Consider the following 17,690-nt stretch of genomic DNA (forward strand, 5'->3'; position numbering starts at 1 on the left):
CATGGGCGCCCAGATGGTCAAGGAAGTCGCTTCCAAGACCTCCGACATCGCCGGTGACGGCACCACCACCGCCACCGTGCTGGCCCAGTCCATCGTCCGCGAAGGCATGAAGTTCGTCGCCGCCGGCATGAACCCGATGGACCTGAAGCGCGGCATCGACAAGGCTGTCGTCGCCACCCTGGAAGAGCTCAAGAAGCTGTCCAAGCCCTGTTCCACCAACAAGGAAATCGCCCAGGTCGGCTCCATCTCCGCCAACAGCGATTCCTCCATCGGCGACATCATCGCCAACGCGATGGAAAAGGTCGGCAAGGAAGGCGTCATCACCGTTGAAGACGGCAAGTCCCTGCAGAACGAACTCGACGTCGTCGAGGGTATGCAGTTCGACCGTGGCTACCTGTCCCCGTACTTCATCAACAACCCGGACAAGCAGGTCGCGATCCTCGACAACCCGTTCGTCCTGCTCTTCGACAAGAAGATCTCCAACATCCGCGATCTGCTGCCGGTGCTCGAGCAAGTGGCCAAGGCTGGCCGCCCGCTGCTGATCATCGCCGAAGACGTGGACGGTGAAGCCCTGGCCACCCTGGTGGTGAACAACATCCGCGGCATCCTCAAGACCTGCGCCGTCAAGGCACCGGGCTTCGGCGACCGTCGCAAGGCCATGCTCGAAGACATCGCCATCCTGACCGGCGGCCAGGTGATCTCCGAGGAAGTCGGCCTGAACCTCGAGAAGGCCACCCTGGAAGACCTGGGTCAGGCCAAGCGCATCGAAGTGGGCAAGGAAAACACCACCATCATCGACGGCGCCGGCGTTGCCGACCGCATCGAAGCCCGCGTCAAGCAGATCCGCGTCCAGATCGAGGAAGCCACCTCCGACTACGACCGCGAGAAGCTGCAGGAACGTGTCGCCAAGCTGGCTGGTGGCGTTGCCGTGATCAAGGTTGGCGCTGCCACCGAAGTCGAAATGAAGGAAAAGAAGGCCCGTGTCGAAGACGCGCTGCACGCCACCCGTGCCGCCGTTGAAGAAGGCATCGTCCCTGGCGGCGGCGTGGCCCTGCTGCGTGCCCGCGCCAACCTCGGCGGCCTCAAGGGCGACAACCACGACCAGGACGCCGGCATCAAGATCGTGCTGCGCGCCATGGAGCAGCCGCTGCGTGAGATCGTCGCCAACGCTGGCGCCGAAGCTTCCGTGGTGGTGAACAAGGTTGTCGAAGGTTCCGGCAACTTCGGCTACAACGCCGCTTCCGACATCTACGGCGACATGGTCGAAATGGGCGTGCTGGATCCGACCAAGGTGACCCGCACCGCGCTGCAGAACGCCGCCTCCGTGGCTGGCCTGATGCTGACCACCGACTGCATGGTGGCCGAACTGGCTGAAGACAAGCCGGCCGGCGGCATGCCCGACATGGGTGGCATGGGCGGTATGGGCGGCATGGGCATGGGCATGTAATCCCGCGCCCGAACCTGTCCGGTTCGACAAAAAACCCCGCTTCGGCGGGGTTTTTTGCTTTGTGGCGGCCGTTTTGTCGGCGTGCGTGGCGGGGCGACAAGCAACACTTATGTCATTTATAAGTGTGTTTTATCGGCTCATTAGTAAGCGTAAGTTGGCAGTAAGGCTCGCCCGGTAACTTTGCATCACCCTGAAAGGAACTCTATTGGTTCCAGGCAAGGTTCATTCGAAGAGGAGGAGAGATATGAGAGACGACCTCGGCGACCGCATCCGGGCAAACCCCAAGTACCAGGAGCTGGTCTCGAAACGCAATTCCTACAGCTGGATCATGACCATCATCATGCTGGCTGTTTACTACGGCTACATCCTGCTGATTGCCTTCAACAAGGAGTTCCTTGCCCAGAAGACGGGCGCGGGTGTCACCTCGATGGGCATTCCCATCGGTCTCGGCGTGATCCTGTTCACCGTCATCATCACCGGCATCTACATCCGCCGTGCGAACACCGAGTTCGACGCCCTGAAGGAACAAGTCATCAAGGAGGCCACCAAGTGATGCGTACTTCCAAGCTCTTCCTGGGCCTTCTCGCGGTGCTGGTTTCCGGCGCCGCGCTAGCTGCCGGTGCCGATCTTGGCCAGGCCGAGAAGCAGGCCACCAACTGGACCGCGATCGCCATGTTCGGCATCTTTGTTGCCGGCACGATGTTCATCACCAAGTGGGCGGCGTCCAAGACCAAGTCGGCCGCCGACTTCTACACCGCCGGCGGTGGCATCACCGGCTTCCAGAACGGCCTGGCGATCGCCGGCGACTACATGTCCGCCGCGTCCTTCCTGGGTATTTCCGCCGCGGTGATGACCAACGGCTACGACGGCCTGATCTATGCGATCGGCTTCCTCGTTGGCTGGCCGATCATCACCTTCCTGATGGCCGAACGCCTGCGCAACCTCGGCAAGTTCACCTTCGCCGACGTGGCCGGCTACCGCTTCCAGCAGACCCCGATCCGCGCCTTCGCGGCCTCGGGCACCCTGGTCGTCGTCGCCTTCTACCTCATCGCCCAGATGGTCGGTGCCGGTCAGCTGATCAAGCTGCTGTTCGGCCTCGAGTACTGGATGGCGGTGGTGATCGTCGGCGCGCTGATGATGGTCTACGTGCTCTTCGGGGGCATGACCGCCACCACCTGGGTGCAGATCATCAAGGCCTGCCTGCTGCTCGCCGGCGCCTCGTTCATGGCCTTCATGGTGCTGGTCAAGTTCGGCTTCAGCCCCGAGGCGATGTTCGCCAAGGCCGTCGAGATCAAGACCACGCTGGCCGCCAAGGATGCCAAGCTCATCGCCGACGCCACCGCTGCCGCGGCCGCGGCCGGCAAGGACGTGGCCGAGGTGACCGCTGCGATGGCCGCCAAGAAGGGCGATTCCATCATGGCGCCGGGCTCCTTCGTGAAGGACCCGATCTCCGCGATCTCCTTTGGCATGGCGCTGATGTTCGGTACCGCCGGTCTCCCGCACATCCTGATGCGCTTCTTCACCGTGCCGGATGCCAAGGAAGCCCGTAAGTCCGTGGGTTGGGCCACCGTCTGGATCGGCTACTTCTACATCCTGACCTTCATCATCGGCTTCGGCGCGATCACCTTCGTGCTGACCAACCCCGAGTTCCTGGATGCCAAGGGCCTCAAGGGTGGCGGCAACATGGCGGCGATCCACCTCGCCAACGCCGTCGGCGGCAACATCTTCCTCGGTTTCATCTCTGCGGTTGCGTTCGCCACCATCCTGGCGGTGGTTGCGGGTCTGACCCTCTCTGGCGCGTCGGCCGTGTCCCACGACCTTTACGCCACGGTGTTCAAGAACGGCAACGCCGATTCCGCTGCTGAACTGCGTGTGTCCCGCATCACCACCATCGTGCTGGGCATCATCGCGGTGGTCCTGGGGATCGCCTTCGAGAAGCAGAACATCGCGTTCATGGTCTCGCTGGCCTTCGCGATTGCCGCCTCCGCCAACTTCCCGGTGCTCTTCATGAGCGTGCTGTGGAAGGACTGCACCACCAAGGGCGCGGTCATCGGTGGCTTCCTCGGCCTGATCAGCGCCGTCGTGATGACCGTGCTGTCCAAGTCGGTGTGGGTCGATGTGCTTGGCAACAAGGACGCGATCTTCCCCTACACCTCCCCGGCCCTGTTCTCGATGACCATCGGCTTCGTCGGCATCTGGATCTTCTCGCTGCTCGACCGCAGCCCGAACGCTCAGCGTGAGCGCGAGGACTTCGCCGCCCAGCTGATCCGCTCCGAAACCGGTATCGGTGCCGCTGGTGCGTCGGGCCACTAAGCCCTGCCGCCGCCTGCCGGATCGATGATCCGGCAGGGGCCGCGGAAAACCCCGGCTTGCCGCAAGGCAGCCGGGGTTTTCGTTTGTTCGGCGGGAGGCGTCGAGGTCGGGCCGGGACGGGCGGATCGCGACCATGCTAGACTTGAGAGAATTTGGCTTGGAACAGGGAAGAGGCCGTCAGCGGCCGGGAAAAGCGAAGCGCACCCTCGACAGTGCTGGCAGAGGGGCCAGTGGCGGGGTGGCAAAAAGACGGCGGGGGAGTGGCCCGTCGGGCGACCCAATCCCCCGAGGCTTTGTCGCGGCTCGCGCCACGCCATCACCCCCGAGACCGAGTAAAAGGAGAACAGCGGCTGCAATATGCCGGCCGCCGCTTACTTCAAACTTACACTTCTGCCTCGAACAAAAAGACCATGCGGATCCTGCTGGCCGAAGACGACCTCATCATTGCGGACGGCCTTGGCCGCGCGCTCAAGAAAGCCGGCTACGCCGTCGATCACGTCCCGAACGGCGCCGAGGCCGACGCTGCGCTGCTCGGGCAGAGTTTTGACCTGCTGATTCTCGACCTCGGCCTGCCGAAGCTGTCCGGCATCGAGGTGCTGCGCCGTCTGCGGGCACGCAAATGCACGATGCCGGTGCTGATCCTCACGGCCCAGGACGGTATCGAGGACCGCGTACGTGGCCTGGATGCGGGCGCCGACGACTACCTCACCAAGCCTTTTGCGCTGCCCGAACTCGAGGCGCGGGTGCGGGCGCTCACCCGGCGCGGCACCGGCCAGGCGCGTTGCATCGAGTACGCCCGCCTGATGTACGACCAGGCCGACCGGGTCGTCAAGATCGACGGTCAGGTGGTCGAGTTGTCGGCGCGGGAAGTGGGTTTGCTCGAAGTGCTGCTGCTGCGTGCCGGCCGGCTCGTCAGCAAGGAGCAACTTGTGGACCACCTGTGCGGCTGGGGCGAGGAGGTCTCCAACAACGCCATCGAGGTCTACGTCCATCGCCTGCGCAAGAAGCTCGAGCACAGTGGCGTGCAGATCGTGACGGTGCGTGGGTTGGGTTACTGCCTGGAAAAGCCGGATGTGGTCGCCTAGGTGGCGCAAGTCGGCTGCCGGCGACGCCGGCGCCGACGGCAAGGCCTTCAACTCGCTGTTCGGCGAGATTCTCGACTGGATGCTGGCCCCGCTGCTGTTTCTGTGGCCAATCTCGATCATCGTCACCCACAACGTCGCCAACAGCATCGCCAATCAGCCCTATGACCAGGCCCTGGCGGTGAATGTGCGGGCGATCGCCCGTCTCGTGAAGGTCGAGGGCAATCTGGCGCGAGTCAATTTCCCTGCGCCGGCGCGGCTGCTGCTGCGAGCCGACGAGGACGACACCGTCTACTACCAGGTGCTCGGCTTCAAGGGCGAGCTGCTCGCCGGCGACAAGGATATCCCGCCGATCAGCGCACCCGACAACGTCGAGCCCGATCTCGTGATGTTCCGCGACGAGCAGATCGCCGGTGAGGAAGTGCGCGTCGCCTACCAGTTCCTGCAGCCGGTCGATGGCGTGTCGAGCAAGCTCGTGCTGCTCCAGGTGGCCGAGACGCGCAACAAGCGCAGCACCCTCGCGTCGCGGGTCGTCACCGGCGTGTTGCTGCCCCAGTTCGCGATCATCCCCATCGCGGTGATCCTGGTGTGGCTCGGGCTGTCCCGTGGCATCGCGCCGCTCAATCAGTTGCAGAGCCTGATCCGGCGCCGGCGCCCGTCGGACCTGTCGCCGATTTCGGTGTCCGGCGTGCCCGAGGAGGTGCGCCCGCTGATCATCGCCTTCAACGACATGATGGCGCGCCTCGAGGAAAACCTGCAGGCCCAGCAGCGCTTCATCGCCGATGCCGCCCACCAGATGCGCACCCCGCTCACCGGCCTGCGTATGCAGACCGATCTGGCCATGATGGAAACCGATCCGCAGCAGGTGCACCGCTCGCTGGTGCAGATATCCCAGAGCGCCGAGCGGGCCAGCCACCTGATCAACCAGCTCCTGTCGCTGGCGCGCGCCGAGGCCAGCTACGAAAAGATCTACGCCGTCGAGCGCGTCGATCTCGAAGCCCTGCTGCGCACGATGCTCAGCGACTTCGTGCCGCGGGCCCGCCAGAAGAACATCGACTTCGGCCTCGAGACCACTGGCGAACCGCTGGTGATCGAGGGCAATCCAGTGCTGCTCGGCGAGCTGCTCAAGAACCTCATCGACAACGCGATCAAGTACACGCCGGAGGGCGGTTGCGTCACCGTGCGCACCATCGCCACCGAGCGCGCCATCGTCGAGGTGGAGGACACCGGCATCGGCGTCCCCGAGGCCGACCGGGAGCGGGTCTTCGAGCGCTTTTATCGCGTGCTGGGCAGCTCCGAGAGCGGTTCAGGCCTTGGTCTGCCCATCGTCCGCGAGATCGCCGACCTGCACCGTGCCACCGTGAGCCTGATCCCCAACCCCAGCGGCAAGGGCACCATTGCGCAGGTTGTCTTTCCGCGTAGCCGCGAAGGCGCAGAGCGCAGCACCGGCATCCCCCCTCCACGCGTCGTCTCCGAACTCTTCCCGCCGGCCTGACCGGTGCCCGCGATGTTGCTTGAGAGCAAATGCGCGAAAATATTTGACAAGCCTTTGGCGGAAGGCTATTATGCGCGCTCTTCCAGGCCAGTTAGCTCAGTTGGTAGAGCAGCGGATTGAAAATCCGCGTGTCCGTGGTTCGATTCCGCGACTGGCCACCAGATTCTAAGCCGCTTCCCGCATGTTTGCGTGAAGCGGCTTTTCTACATTTTTACCCCGGATTCTACAAAGTCGGACTTGTCTGCATGGCAAGCTAGTTGATGCCCTAGCGCTTAATGGTCTCGGGATATGTCAAAGCTCTAATCTCGGCGTGTAAATCTGCGGCATAATTGGCTCCTCTTGTGGGGTTTTTCGATCAGCGCTCGTTCGCTGGCTTTGGCTATAAATTAATCGATAGGGGGGCTGGATGAAGCTAGCAGAGGTGTTCGGTGTATCGAGAGATCCAGTATCAAGTTATATCGAGAGAAGTGCGGTCGATGCAGCGCTTGAAGCGGCCCTGAAAGAGTCTCGGCAGATAATCATTTATGGGTCGTCCAAGCAGGGAAAGACGGCGCTCTTGCAGCGCCACATCCCTGATAAGCGACGTATCACCGTGCACTGTGGCCCAACTACAACGGCCGAAGACCTCTATCGATCATTCCTGCGACAACTGCAGGTCGAGATCGTGTCTGAGAAAACTGCGGAAACCAGTCGGGAGGTGTCAACTTCAATTTCTGCAAAGTTCACAGCGATTCTGCCATTTTTTGGTGGAGGTGAGGCTGAGGCGAAGGGCGAAGCGACGGCGGGGGCGGTTCAGGGTACTACCCGACAAACAATTGAGTTCAATTTAGCTGTCGCACAAGATGTGGGTGAGTTGCTTTTAAAGGTTGGTGCAGTCAATCTTTTTCATGTCTTGGAGAACTTTCATTATCTAAGTGATGATGTGCAAAGACAACTCGCCTTCGATCTTAGAACGTTTGAGGAAATGGGGCTGCGCTTCGTTATCCTCGGTGTGTGGCGAGAGAGAAACAGACTTGTTCAGTACAACGGGGATTTGCAGGATCGCTTAGCCGAAGTACCGGTTGAGCCATGGGAGGTCGCCGATTTCGAGCGGGTTGTCGCGACTGGGGGGCCGTTCCTCAACGTTACTTTTGATCAGGCGATAAAGGATCAAATCTTCGACGAAGCGCATGGAAGCATTGCAGTTGTTCAGGAGTTGCTAAAGAAAACCTGCGAAAAAGTCGGAGTAGTGGAGTTCTCGCCTCAGCCTGTGGTCATCTCGGATTCTGCATTGCTTAGAGAGGCCATTTGTGAAAAGGTAGAAGAGTATTCGGCTCGACACATTCGCAGTTTAGAGTCAATCGCTGCGGGTTCGCGCACGCGGAGAGCTACGGAAACAGCTGCTGCTCTATATCTTCCTTATTACCTTGTAAAAGTGATGGTTCATCGAACATACGATGAACTAAAGGAAGGCATTGAGCGTAAGACGCTTCAGCTGATGATTCAGCAATTGCACAATTCCCCAGATAACGTGAGAACCTCGGACGTTACTGGGATGCTGAGCAGATTACCGGCATTGCAGGCTAATGCCCGTATAGTTCCCCCCTTGTTCGACTTTGACCCCGGGACGCGGAGGGTAAAAGTCGTTGATTCCACCTTGTACTTTTTTATCGACAACTGTGATCCTGACGAGGTGATGGCGGAGATTCCTCACCCGGATCCAGGTGAAAACGAGTGATGGAGACGAGTGACTATGTAGTTACCGAAGAGGTTTGATTCTTTCGCCTTTTCTGTCTCTCGTATAATGTTCGGTCATGTCTCGATTTGCATGGCCGAGTAATTTTTGCGCGTGACCAAGGTCGCCGGTATCGGTTGCGGCCTTGGCCCTGATGTCCCGAAACTGAAATGTCGCACCAGCGGCTTCCCTGGCCTCGTCAAACCGATTGCGCAGCATCCAGTAGGTGAGAGGCTGCCCGCTCTCGTCCTGAATCAGCCAGGCGCCCTTGATCTTCGCCGGCCGGCAGGTGATCCGGTCTATCACCTGGGCAAGTTCGCCGGTGACTTCAATGGCGAGTTTCTTCCCCGTCTTGTTCTGCTTGAGGTGCAGGGCGCCGTCCCGGATGTCGGCACGGGTCAGCTTGAGCACGTCGGCGGGGCGCTGGCCGGTCAGTAGTGCCAGATCCATCGCATCTTGAAGGGTGTAATGCCCTTTCTCCCAAACGGCCCTGAATTCGTCGTCTTCCACGTAGCGATCACGGCCAGTTTCTTTGTGTCCCTTGATGCCCGCGCAGGGGTTCTGGGCGTCGGTGTAACCCCATGCCCGCGCCTGGTTGAAGATGTGGGATAGCAGGGCGCGCTCCCGGTTGGCGCGCACCTTGGCTGTTTGGCCGCGCAGATCCAGATAGGTGCGCACGTCCTGGGGCCGGATAGCGTCAATGGGGACTGCGCCGAAGACTTCCAGCAGCTTGGCGAGTTCGGCCAGGTTGTCCCGCTGGGTACGAGTCGCCTTGCCGGGGATGATCTCCCTTTCGTAGCGCTTGGCGATGATCGCAAAGGTTTTGTCGTCGGGGCTGGGGTCTTCCCGTTCAAGTTCGGCCCACTGCAGCCGCGCCTGGTGCAGATCCTTGCCTAGCTTGATCCACTTCCGGGGAAGCGTCGAAGTCACGTAATAGAAGGTTTCGCCCTTCCGGTGCATTCGGGGCGGCAGGTTGAAGTCTTGAGAGCGGCGACGGCCCATGATTTAGCGAGCGGTGAGGGCGCCGAAGTTCGGGCGCGGGGTTGAGGAAGAAGGGGAAGGCGTCGGCGTTGCCTGCTTGGCACCGCAAAGGCGGGAGCGGGCGTAGTCGCGCCCGACAATCGGCCGATTCGTGGCGTTGCGCTCGAAAACCCAGCCGCGATCCTGCAGCCAGCGGCGCTGATGCGCGGGGAGCTTGTAGCCGGTGAGTTCGGCGATCTCGTCTTTCGACAGGAAAAGGGATTCCATGCGCTAAACCTGCCTTCCTGGTTGGTTTGGCGGGTGATCCGCCAGGCCAGGGGATGAAATGAACGGCGGGAGCCTTACGGGCGATGCTTCCGGGGGGTGATTCTGGGAAGCTGCCTGCCGATTCGGGGGATTCATGCCCGCGCCCGGCTCGTTGGCCGGTCGTGGGTGCGTACAGTTATTGACACGAGTCCAAGGGGACGAAGCCCGCGCCCGGCGCTGCAGCGTCCAGCGCTTGCGCTCGGAGCGGCAGACGTGGCCGCAGGCGGCGACGCCGGCCGGCCTGGGGCCGATGGGTTCGCCGTAGCGCCCGGTGCGCTCGTCGTCTTCCTTGTGAAGCTGGGTGTTCCAGTCCTTGCGCTTGGTGCCGGGCTTGCCCTGGGCGTCGTAGTAGCTGCCGAAGTCGGCGCGCTTTTCACCTTCCCGTTGCACGGCTTTCCAGGCGCGCTGGATGCACTCGGGGGCGTGCTTGATCTCGTCGGCAGGTACGCGGCGAAGTTCGCGCCAGACGCCGACAGGCGGACAGCCGAAGTCCTGAAACTGGCGGATGCCCCACAGGGCCGACCATGCTTCGGCGCGGGCGGCGGTTTCGCTGGGGGCGGCGCCGGGCGCGGCTTCGTGGTCGGCGTCGATGCCGTGGGCGTCCAGGTTCTTGCTGATGTACTTGGCGACATAGGCGACGGCGCTGCCCTTGGCGGGGTCGATGTGCTCAACCCGCACGCGGCGCAGTTGGGCGCCCGCCTCGTCGCCGTTGTCTCGCAGGGCGTAGTCCTGCACCAAGGCAATCAGCTTGCGCAGATCTGCCGCGCTGGCGAAAACCAACAGGTTCCAGTGCGGCGTGCCGTCGTGGTGCGGCTCGACGGTGCGCAGCCCGTAGAACGTGAGCCCCTGGCGTTCGGCGCTGGCACGGATGCGCGCCCACACGCTGCATAGATAGTCCTGCGCCTGGCGGGGCGTGCTGCCGTCGTAGTTCGGGTTTGCGTCGCCGGACTTGCTGCCGCGCGCGTGCATCCGGCTGGGGCAGGTGACGACGATGAACGCAGCCTCAAAGCCCAGCCGCTTGCCTACCTCTTCCATGCCCCTGGCGCGGGTCATGAGTTCGGCCCGGCGGATTACCTTGTTGGCGAGAGAGCCCTTTTCGATCTCTTCCATGGGGATGATCTCCCCGTCTTCGCTGATGGCGTCGGTGTTCGCCAGGATGTTGGCGTTGCGCTTGCGTTGCTGTTGGCGGCGGGAAAAGGCTTCGTCGCTGATGTAGAGGCCAGCGTACTTGTGCACATAGCCAAGTTCGATGGCGCAGGCTTCCAGGGTGCGGCCGTGGGTTTTCGTGAGGGCGCGGCGCCACCAGTCGGCGGCAACGGCGCGGGCGATTACCTGGGCATCGTCGCGGCAGTTGGGCGGCTTGATGCCGTAGGTTCGGCAGAGGGTTTCGATCTCGCGGCGGATCGCCTGCGGTTGCTTCCAGCGGACAACCAGACGTTCGCAGCGTGAGGCGAATTGTTCGGCACGATGACAAAGGTCATCGTAGGTTGCGCCCGGTTCGAGCTTGCAGCCCTCGAAGGTGGCCTTGATGCGGGTGGTTGTCGCCAACAGGCGGCGGTTTGCGTCGGCCAGGCCGGCGCCCCGTTCGGCGGCATGTCGCCGAAGCAGCGTCGTCCGCCACCGCAGCGGCAGCGCCGCAACGGCTTCGGCTTCCCATGCCCGTTGCTGCCGGTCACGGAAGGTTTGGGCCTCCTGGCCGCGAAGCTGCGCCAGAGAAAGCCCGGCCATGTCAGGCGCGGCCGAATGGCGGCCTGACATGGATTGGCGCGGGGACGTGCTGCGCATCGCGAAGCCTAGCGGCTGGGCGTGCTGGGTTGGGCTTGCTTCTGCTTGGAGTGGATCACCGCCAGCAGGAGCACCGCACCAATCACAACGGCAAGCTTGCTGCCGTTGGGGATGGCGATCATCGAGACCGGAGCCATCGGAATCATTCCGCGTCCTCCTGTTCCGGTTCGGTGCTGGGCTGTTCCGACTGGACGGTCGGCGCGGCGGTTGCACTCAGTTCAACCAGCGGGGACCCCGCGTAGTTGCTGGCAACCAGATCGGCGACGGTGCGCGCGTCGCCGGCGGCTGAGGTGATGAAAGTCCGTCCCTGCAGCCTGGCAAGCAGCATGTAGTTTTCGGCGAGTCGGCCGAACAGTTCCCGCAGCGCCGCGTCGGTCGTGTCGTCCAGGCCACCGAAGATGGCGCGCTTGGCCGGCATGTTCAGCAGGACAGCCGCGCGCTCGTCGTTTTCAAGGATGCGTTCGGTGATCGCGCTGCCTTGTGCTTCCGTCAGGTCGCTACACAGGAAGAAGGGAAAGCTCGCCCCACTGGCCGCAGATGCCGCAGGCGTGGCGCCGAAGAAGTTCGGCAGGGGCGTGATCTCGTCTTTCACCTGCACGGTGGTAGTGACGGACTCGGCGAACTGGATGCCCTGCGAGGTGTAGAACTCGCGCAGCCCTTGCAGGAAGGGGATGTCCGGGACGAAGCGCCCGGTTTCAAACTGCTTGAGCTTCCAGCCGGGCAAGTCGCTCTTCTGGATCAGGTCGGATTGGGTCAGACCAAGCTGGAAGCGGGCCGCGCGGGATTGTTCGGCGGTAACGGGAAGAGTGTTCGGAATTTTCATGTTGTCCTCGTTTGAGTTTGTTTGTACTTCACCTCCATCTTACGATTTGTTTTCAAAAAAGTACATCTGTACTCGAAAATTTTCTCGACAAAAAAAGACCGGCTCGAGGGCCGGTCGTTTTTCTAGGCTGCTCCCCTTAAGGGAGCGGCAGTCCGCTTTGTTTGATCAGTGTCTTGATGCGCTCTGCTTGAGCGTCCTTAGGTTGAGCTACAAGTGCTTTCACGTCTTCTTTAGAAAGATCGCGCACCAAGTTCGCGAACTGGGTGAAGGTCTCGGGATCACGCGATCTCAGAGTCTCATCGGCTATTGTTGCAATTGCTTCAAGTGTTTCCGCGCCAACTTTGGACAGAATTGCCGCGATAATCGGCATCATCATTGCAGCCAGCCCGAGAGCCTTGCCAGGATCTGTTTGCGCTAGTCGGGCAAGAGGGCGTAGAACACCATCCACCTTGCCGAAAGGCTCTTCGAGTCCAAACAGTAACCGATTAGGCGTGACTTCAAGCACTTCGCAGAGCTTCAACAGCTCCTTTGTGCCCGGCTTGCGACTACCCGTTTCATACTGATGAAGGGTGTTGCGCGATAGCCCTGTCAGGCGATGAACATCCGACATGCCGTAGCCTTTGGCCTCCCGAGCCTTTTTCAGCTCGATCGCGATTACATCGGGGCCATCAGTTGGCGACGATTGTTCGTCGGTATTGGCGGTCTCGTTTTTCAAGGTGGCAGTTTTCGTTGAACTAGCCGGAAAGCCTCTAGTTATGCGCCTTCCAGCTAGTTGATCTTAGAGGGTTTCCGGCCAGTTACGGGCCGTATGAACAACGGCAAGCACCGTCACGACCTCGCCTTGCTGTTGATACACGACCAGGTACGGCAGCCGGCTTATCACCAGTTCCCGAGTGCCTTCGATGATGCCCTTCCGGCCGGCCTGCGCATGTTGCGCTAGAAGTTTGACCTGCTCCCGGATCGCCTTCACTACTCGGCTTGCGGCGGCGGGGCTGTCTTGGCTGATGTGTGCCCGGATGTCTTTCAGGTGTTCGACAGCCGGAAGCGTCCAGAGAATCTGACTCAAGGCGCCAAGCCTTCTTCCTGGTCGAGTCGGTCAAACAGGGCGTTGAGTTCATCGTTAGTGACGACCTGGCCTTGTTCTGCAGCCGCAAGCCCGGCCTTGACCCGCCGCAGGTACTCGGCTTGCCAATGGACGTAGCTTTTCAGGGCGGCCGCAGCGATGTCTTCGTCAGTGCGGCGCGTTTCCGTTGCGATGCTGTGCAGCAGGGCTTTGTCCTGCTCGCTGAGGGTCACTGTCAGGTGTGCCATGGTTGCTCCCGGCGTGGCTGTCTCCGAATGATAGCGCGCCAGGCGTTAGGTATCAGTCCCGGTCGTCTTGGTGTGCCTGCCGGGCGGCGTTCAAACCTTCTACAACCCGAACAGGTGCCCAGCAACGGCGCGGGTTTCCAAAGGGGCCGGCGGAAGCGTTTGTAGAAGGATTTTTGCCTAAGCGCCTGTTTTCGTAGAAAAGAACGCCAGATTGAAAATCCGCGTGTCCGTGGTTCGATTCCGCGACTGGCCACCAAAGATTCTCGAGTAAAAACGCCGACTTAGTCAGTTGGCGTTTTTACGTTCACGCGGACGAAACTCCGCGTGCCGGTCGATTGCCGGTTCTGGCTGCACAACCCGGAGCCGGACGACGCCCCCAGGCGGGCTACGGGAAGATCGCCAGCAGCGCGAGGCCGCCGAACTGGCTTCGCAGTGTGTCGCCGAGATCGACCTCGACGACTTCGCCGGCCCCCAGTCCAGCAAGTGCGCGGTGGGCGGCGATCTCGCTGCCGGACAGCAGCCACAGGGTGGCGTCGCCGACTTCGACCTGCAGCAGGCGGACGTCCGGCGCACCGGGGAAGTCGTAACGGGCCAAGGTCTGCATGAGGGCCTGCCGCTCGGCTTCCGAGCGGGGCTGGATGGTGCGGGGAAGCGTCGAGGTGACGTAGTAGAAGGTCTCGCCCTTGCGGTGCAGCCGGGGCGGCAGGTTGATGTCTTGAGCGCGGCGACGGCCCATGATTCTCCAAGGCGTGGTCGGCTGAATCCGTCGCCGCGTGATCTTGATATTCCGACGCCGCAACGTCGCGGCTGCAGCCTCCCGGGGCAGCAGGGGCGGGGCGATAGCATCCTGCGCAGGGTGATGCCTTTTAAGCAACGCCCCCTCGAACGCATCGTCTTCGTCGTGGCGGGCGAGGGGCGACGAGGTGCGGCTCGCACGGCGGGCGCCCACGTCGTCAGCCCGCTTGCCGCCAGCATTCGCGATAGCGGCCGTCCGGGTCGTAGTCGTGGGCTTGTTTGTCGGGGTTGAAGCGGCGGCCGCCGCGGGGGTCGGTGCCGCGGCCGCTCAGGTAGAGCCAGTTGCCCTGGTTGCTGTAGACGTCGTAGTCGATGAGCTGGGCTTCGAACCAGGCGGCGCCGGCGCGCCAGTCGCCGTTCAGGTCGTGGACCAGGTAGCTGGCAACGTTCTGGCGCAGGCGGTTGGAGAGGTAGCCGGTGGCGGCGAGTTCGCGCATGCCGGCGTCGATGAAGGGGTGGCCCGTGCGGCCCTGGCGCCAGCGCTCGAACGGGGCGGGGTCGTGGCGCGGGGCGGGGTGCGCGGTGAGTCCGCCAGCGTGGTAGAGCCAGGTGCCGTGCTTGTGGTGCAGCCAGCGGAAGTGGTCGCGCCAGAGCAGTTCGAACCAGAGCCAGTAGGTGCCTTCGTTGGCGCCGTGTTCGGCTTCGAAGGCCTGGATGGCGGCCCACGCTCGACGCGGCGAGAGCGCTCCGGTGGCAAGCCAGGGCGACCATTTGCTGGAGTAGTCGGTGCCGCTGAGGCCGTTGCGGGTGGCTTTGTAGCGGTGGGGCAGGCGGCGCCGGCAGTAGTCCGCCAGGTGGGCCAGCGCGGCGCGCTCGCCACCGTGAAAGGCCGCTTCCGCGTAGGGAAAGGCGCTGCGCGGATCGGACGCTGGTGAGGGGGCGGCGGGCGCGGGCTGGTCGGCGAGGCGTGCGAGCAGGTTTGCCGGCGGCAGGGGCGGCAGGGCGTTGGGGGGCGGGTGCGGTGGCGGAGCCTGGACGCCGGCCCTTTCGACGGCCTGGCGGAAGACGCTGAAGGTGTCGGGTACGGCACACGGGTCGAAGGGCAGGCTGTCGGGCGCCAGCAGCGTGGATTGCCAGACGCATTCCGTGGCCACGCCCGCGTGCCTGAGTGCGGTGACGATGCCTCGCTCCTCGGGGGCGGCGATGTCCTCGCAGACCAGCAGCGGCGCACCCAGGTCGGCGACGAGCCGGCGCAGCACGGTGGCGGGATCGCCGGTGCAGTGCGCCAGACGACTGCCGAGCGCGGCGAGCTGTGTGGCGAGATCGTCCAGGGTGGCGGCCAGCCAGCGTCGGCGGTGCGCCCCGGTGCGGGCGAAGCCCCAGCGGGTGACGGCGTGCTGGGCCGGGTCGTGGATGAAGACCGGCAGCAGCCAGCCGCCGATGCGCCGGGCGTGGGCCACGGCGGTGAGGAGGGCGGTCTGATCGTGGAGCCGCAGGTCGTTGCGAAACCAGAACAGCACGCCGGGCGGTCGGCAGGTCGTCACGTGGCGGCGCCTCCGCGGTCAGGTAGCGCAGGGGCGCGTGCCGGAGACGTGCCGCGCCAGCAGCGCGCCCACGTCCACCCGTGCGCGCAATCTGGCGGCGAGCAGGTAGAGCCCGCCGAGCTTGCGGTGCAGGAACAGTGCGTCGGCCGGCGGGGTGTGCCAGAAGTCGCGATCCAGGCCGAGCGCCAGGCCGGCGTCGCGGATGCGCGCGGCGAGGTCGCTGTGGCCGAAGTCGTAGGCGCCCGGGTGGCGCAGCGGGGCGCAGGCGGTCTCGAAGAGGTCCAGCACGGCCTGGCGGTGATGAGGCCGGATGTCGGCCGGGAAGTAGCCGATGGCCGCCGCGGCGTCGTCGATGCCGGCCCGGTTGCCCCGGGCGGCGGATTCGAGCAGGTGCCGGTAGGCGGCGACGGTGGCCGGTGCGTAGCTGCGGGTGGCGCCGAAATCGAGCAGGACGAGCCGTCGGCGGGCCGTGTCGTAACGGTAGTTGGCAAAGTTGGGGTCGGTCTGGACGAGGCGAAAATCGAACAGTTCGCGGAACAGCAGCGCGAAGAGCAGGCCGGCGATGCGGTCGCGTTCGGCTTGCGGGGCGTCGCTCAGGCTTTCGACGGGGGCTCCGTCCACGTAGCCCATGGCGAGGATTCGGGCGTTGCTGAGGGGGGCGCGCACCTGGGGCAGCAGGAGGTCGGGGTCGTCGGCCAGCAGGGCGCCGAAGCGGCTCAGGTGGGCGGCTTCGAGGCGGTAGTCGGCTTCGTCGTGGAGCTGGCGCTTGGCTTCGTCGAGCAGGGGCTGGATGTCGAGGCCGTTCGGCAGCAGGCCGGACAGGCGCAGCAGGGTGGCGACGTTGTCCACGTCGCTCGCGATGCTCTCGCGTACGCCGGGGTATTGCACCTTGATGGCGAGGCGCTGCCCGTCGTGATCGTGGGCGGAATGCACCTGACCGATCGAGGCGGCCGCCATCGGCGTGAAGCTGAACTGCCGGAAGTGCCGCTCCCAGCCTGTGCCCCACTGGGCGTCGAGGACCGCGACGAGCTGGCTCATGGGCATCGGGCGGGCATCGGCGCGCAGGCGCGAGAGGATGTCGCGCAGCTCGGGCGGCAGCAGATCGCCCGCGTCCATCGACAGTAGCTGCCCGACCTTCATCGCCGCGCCGCGCAGCTGGGCCAGCGCCTCGGCGACTCGCCGGGCGTTGGCGGGCGTCATCAGCAGGCGGGACGCCCGCGGCCGCTTCCCCTGTGCGAGCTGCCGCACGCCCTCGGCCAGCATGCCGCCGGCAACGCCGGAGGCGAGGGCGCCCAGGCGCGCCAGCCGCGACAGGCGTCCGGCGGGCACCGCAAACGGCGTATGGCGGGGTTTCATCGCTCGGGTCGCCCGGTGTCGTCGCCCGCCTCGTCGAGGGGGTAGGCGTCGGCCACGTAGGCCGGGCCTTTCATCACCATCAGGATGAAGGCGGCGATGCCGACGGTGAACAGCACCGTCCAGTGCAGGATCACCAGGCTCGTCACGTAGATGTCGGTCGTCATCACCCGGGTGCCGGCGGCCAGCTCAGGCTGCAGCGCCAGCCACAGCCGCACCAGCAGCGAAGGCGCGCACAGCAGCAGGGTGCCGCGCCACAGCAGGCCCGGCAGGGCGCGCAGCACGTCGCGCTCGCGGCCGGCTTCGGGGCGGGCGCCGTTGGGCAACTTGTTGAACAGTCGTGACATGGGGAGCTCCGTTCGCGCTGCGGGCGGTGAAAATCCGGGCGCCTGCGGGGGGCCCGGCGTATGCGGTTTGATATTACAATCAAACCGTAATTTGTCCAGGACAAACATGAATTCGAACCCTTGTGTTGCGGTGGTTGGTGCGGGAATGGCGGGATTGTCCTGTGCAACCGAGTTACGTCGGGCGGGCCTGGCGGTGCGGTTGATCGACAAGAGCCGGGGGGTGGCGGGGCGCATGAGCACCCGTCGGGGCGAGGGCTGGCAGTGCGACCACGGCGCCCAGTATTTCACCGCCCGCGATGCGGATTTCCGGGCCGAGGTGGCGCGCTGGCAGGCGGCGGGCGTGGCGGCGCCCTGGTGGCCGCGGATGGCGGTGGTGGGCGGGCTCGGCGGGCACCAGCCCGACGCGGGGCTCGAACGCTTCGTCGGGGTGCCGCGCCACAGCAGGCCCGGCAGG

Annotated in this window: 19 protein-coding genes and 1 tRNA gene; 8 read left to right on the top strand and 12 right to left on the bottom strand. The window is 63.9% G+C overall.

The window, feature by feature from the left end:
• The 7 genes from groL to ACE3P2_RS11600 form a co-directional block, all read left to right on the top strand.
• Nucleotides 1-1,447, top strand: a 1,447-nt coding sequence (gene groL, locus ACE3P2_RS11570; protein WP_374264560.1) for a chaperonin GroEL, incomplete at its 5' end; no start/stop codon positions are given.
• Nucleotides 1,448-1,691: 244 nt separating this feature from the next.
• On the top strand, nt 1,692-2,000 hold the full coding sequence (locus tag ACE3P2_RS11575) for a DUF485 domain-containing protein (RefSeq protein WP_374264562.1): 309 nt from the start codon (nt 1,692-1,694) through the stop codon (nt 1,998-2,000).
• Nucleotides 2,000-3,760 carry a cation acetate symporter gene (locus ACE3P2_RS11580; protein WP_374264595.1) on the top strand — a complete coding sequence of 587 codons (1,761 nt, stop codon included), beginning with the start codon at nt 2,000-2,002 and terminating at the stop codon, nt 3,758-3,760. The genes ACE3P2_RS11575 and ACE3P2_RS11580 overlap by 1 nt, the downstream gene beginning before the upstream one ends.
• Nucleotides 3,761-4,170: 410 nt before the next feature.
• Nucleotides 4,171-4,845 (top strand): response regulator transcription factor, encoded by a 675-nt coding sequence (locus tag ACE3P2_RS11585; protein ID WP_374264564.1) that lies wholly within the window; start codon nt 4,171-4,173, stop codon nt 4,843-4,845.
• A complete protein-coding gene (locus ACE3P2_RS11590) occupies nt 4,832-6,337 on the top strand; it encodes a sensor histidine kinase N-terminal domain-containing protein (RefSeq protein ID WP_374264566.1) in 1,506 nt (501 codons plus the stop codon). Before ACE3P2_RS11585 ends, ACE3P2_RS11590 begins: the two co-directional genes overlap by 14 nt.
• An 85-nt stretch (nt 6,338-6,422) precedes the next feature.
• Nucleotides 6,423-6,498 (top strand) — tRNA-Phe (locus tag ACE3P2_RS11595).
• 245 nt (nt 6,499-6,743) lie between these two features.
• Entirely contained in the window at nt 6,744-8,054 is a 1,311-nt protein-coding gene (locus tag ACE3P2_RS11600) for a hypothetical protein (RefSeq protein ID WP_374264568.1), read from the top strand.
• 21 nt (nt 8,055-8,075) lie between these two features.
• Here the strand turns inward: ACE3P2_RS11600 and ACE3P2_RS11605 are convergent, their stop codons facing one another.
• The 12 genes from ACE3P2_RS11605 to ACE3P2_RS11660 form a co-directional block, all read right to left on the bottom strand.
• A complete protein-coding gene (locus ACE3P2_RS11605) occupies nt 8,076-9,053 on the bottom strand; it encodes a tyrosine-type recombinase/integrase (RefSeq protein ID WP_374264570.1) in 978 nt (325 codons plus the stop codon).
• 3 nt (nt 9,054-9,056) lie between these two features.
• Nucleotides 9,057-9,299 carry a DUF4224 domain-containing protein gene (locus ACE3P2_RS11610; protein WP_374264572.1) on the bottom strand — a complete coding sequence of 81 codons (243 nt, stop codon included), beginning with the start codon at nt 9,297-9,299 and terminating at the stop codon, nt 9,057-9,059.
• Between the two features lie 3 nt (nt 9,300-9,302).
• Entirely contained in the window at nt 9,303-11,123 is a 1,821-nt protein-coding gene (locus ACE3P2_RS11615; protein WP_374264574.1) for a replication endonuclease, read from the bottom strand.
• Between the two features lie 8 nt (nt 11,124-11,131).
• Nucleotides 11,132-11,269: a hypothetical protein gene (locus ACE3P2_RS11620; RefSeq protein WP_374264575.1), complete on the bottom strand. Its 138-nt coding sequence runs from the start codon at nt 11,267-11,269 to the stop codon at nt 11,132-11,134.
• Nucleotides 11,266-11,946 (bottom strand): hypothetical protein, encoded by a 681-nt coding sequence (locus ACE3P2_RS11625; protein ID WP_374264577.1) that lies wholly within the window; start codon nt 11,944-11,946, stop codon nt 11,266-11,268. The genes ACE3P2_RS11620 and ACE3P2_RS11625 overlap by 4 nt, the downstream gene beginning before the upstream one ends.
• Nucleotides 11,947-12,082: 136 nt before the next feature.
• Nucleotides 12,083-12,661, bottom strand: coding sequence for a helix-turn-helix domain-containing protein (locus ACE3P2_RS11630; protein ID WP_374264579.1), 579 nt, complete (start codon nt 12,659-12,661; stop codon nt 12,083-12,085).
• A 63-nt stretch (nt 12,662-12,724) separates the two neighbouring features.
• The gene (locus ACE3P2_RS11635) at nt 12,725-13,012 is read right to left on the bottom strand and encodes a type II toxin-antitoxin system RelE/ParE family toxin (RefSeq protein ID WP_374264581.1); all 288 of its coding nucleotides are present in this window, start codon (nt 13,010-13,012) and stop codon (nt 12,725-12,727) included.
• On the bottom strand, nt 13,009-13,257 hold the full coding sequence (locus ACE3P2_RS11640; RefSeq protein ID WP_374264583.1) for a hypothetical protein: 249 nt from the start codon (nt 13,255-13,257) through the stop codon (nt 13,009-13,011). The genes ACE3P2_RS11635 and ACE3P2_RS11640 overlap by 4 nt, the downstream gene beginning before the upstream one ends.
• 385 nt (nt 13,258-13,642) lie before the next feature.
• Nucleotides 13,643-13,993 carry a hypothetical protein gene (locus ACE3P2_RS11645; RefSeq protein WP_374264585.1) on the bottom strand — a complete coding sequence of 117 codons (351 nt, stop codon included), beginning with the start codon at nt 13,991-13,993 and terminating at the stop codon, nt 13,643-13,645.
• A gap of 217 nt (nt 13,994-14,210) precedes the next feature.
• A complete protein-coding gene (locus ACE3P2_RS11650; RefSeq protein WP_374264587.1) occupies nt 14,211-15,536 on the bottom strand; it encodes a DASH family cryptochrome in 1,326 nt (441 codons plus the stop codon).
• An 18-nt stretch (nt 15,537-15,554) separates the two neighbouring features.
• Entirely contained in the window at nt 15,555-16,892 is a 1,338-nt protein-coding gene (locus ACE3P2_RS11655) for an ABC1 kinase family protein (protein WP_374264589.1), read from the bottom strand.
• Nucleotides 16,889-17,236, bottom strand: a complete 348-nt coding sequence (locus ACE3P2_RS11660; RefSeq protein ID WP_374264591.1) for a hypothetical protein — start codon at nt 17,234-17,236, stop codon at nt 16,889-16,891. Before ACE3P2_RS11660 ends, ACE3P2_RS11655 begins: the two co-directional genes overlap by 4 nt.
• A gap of 106 nt (nt 17,237-17,342) precedes the next feature.
• On the opposite strand from ACE3P2_RS11660, the gene ACE3P2_RS11665 reads away from it, so the two are divergent.
• On the top strand, nt 17,343-17,690 hold a 348-nt coding region (locus ACE3P2_RS11665; protein WP_374264593.1), incomplete at its 3' end, for an FAD-dependent oxidoreductase.

It is taken from the genome of Zoogloea sp., assembly GCF_041911615.1.
In the GTDB taxonomy this organism is placed as follows: Bacteria; Pseudomonadota; Gammaproteobacteria; order Burkholderiales; family Rhodocyclaceae; genus Zoogloea.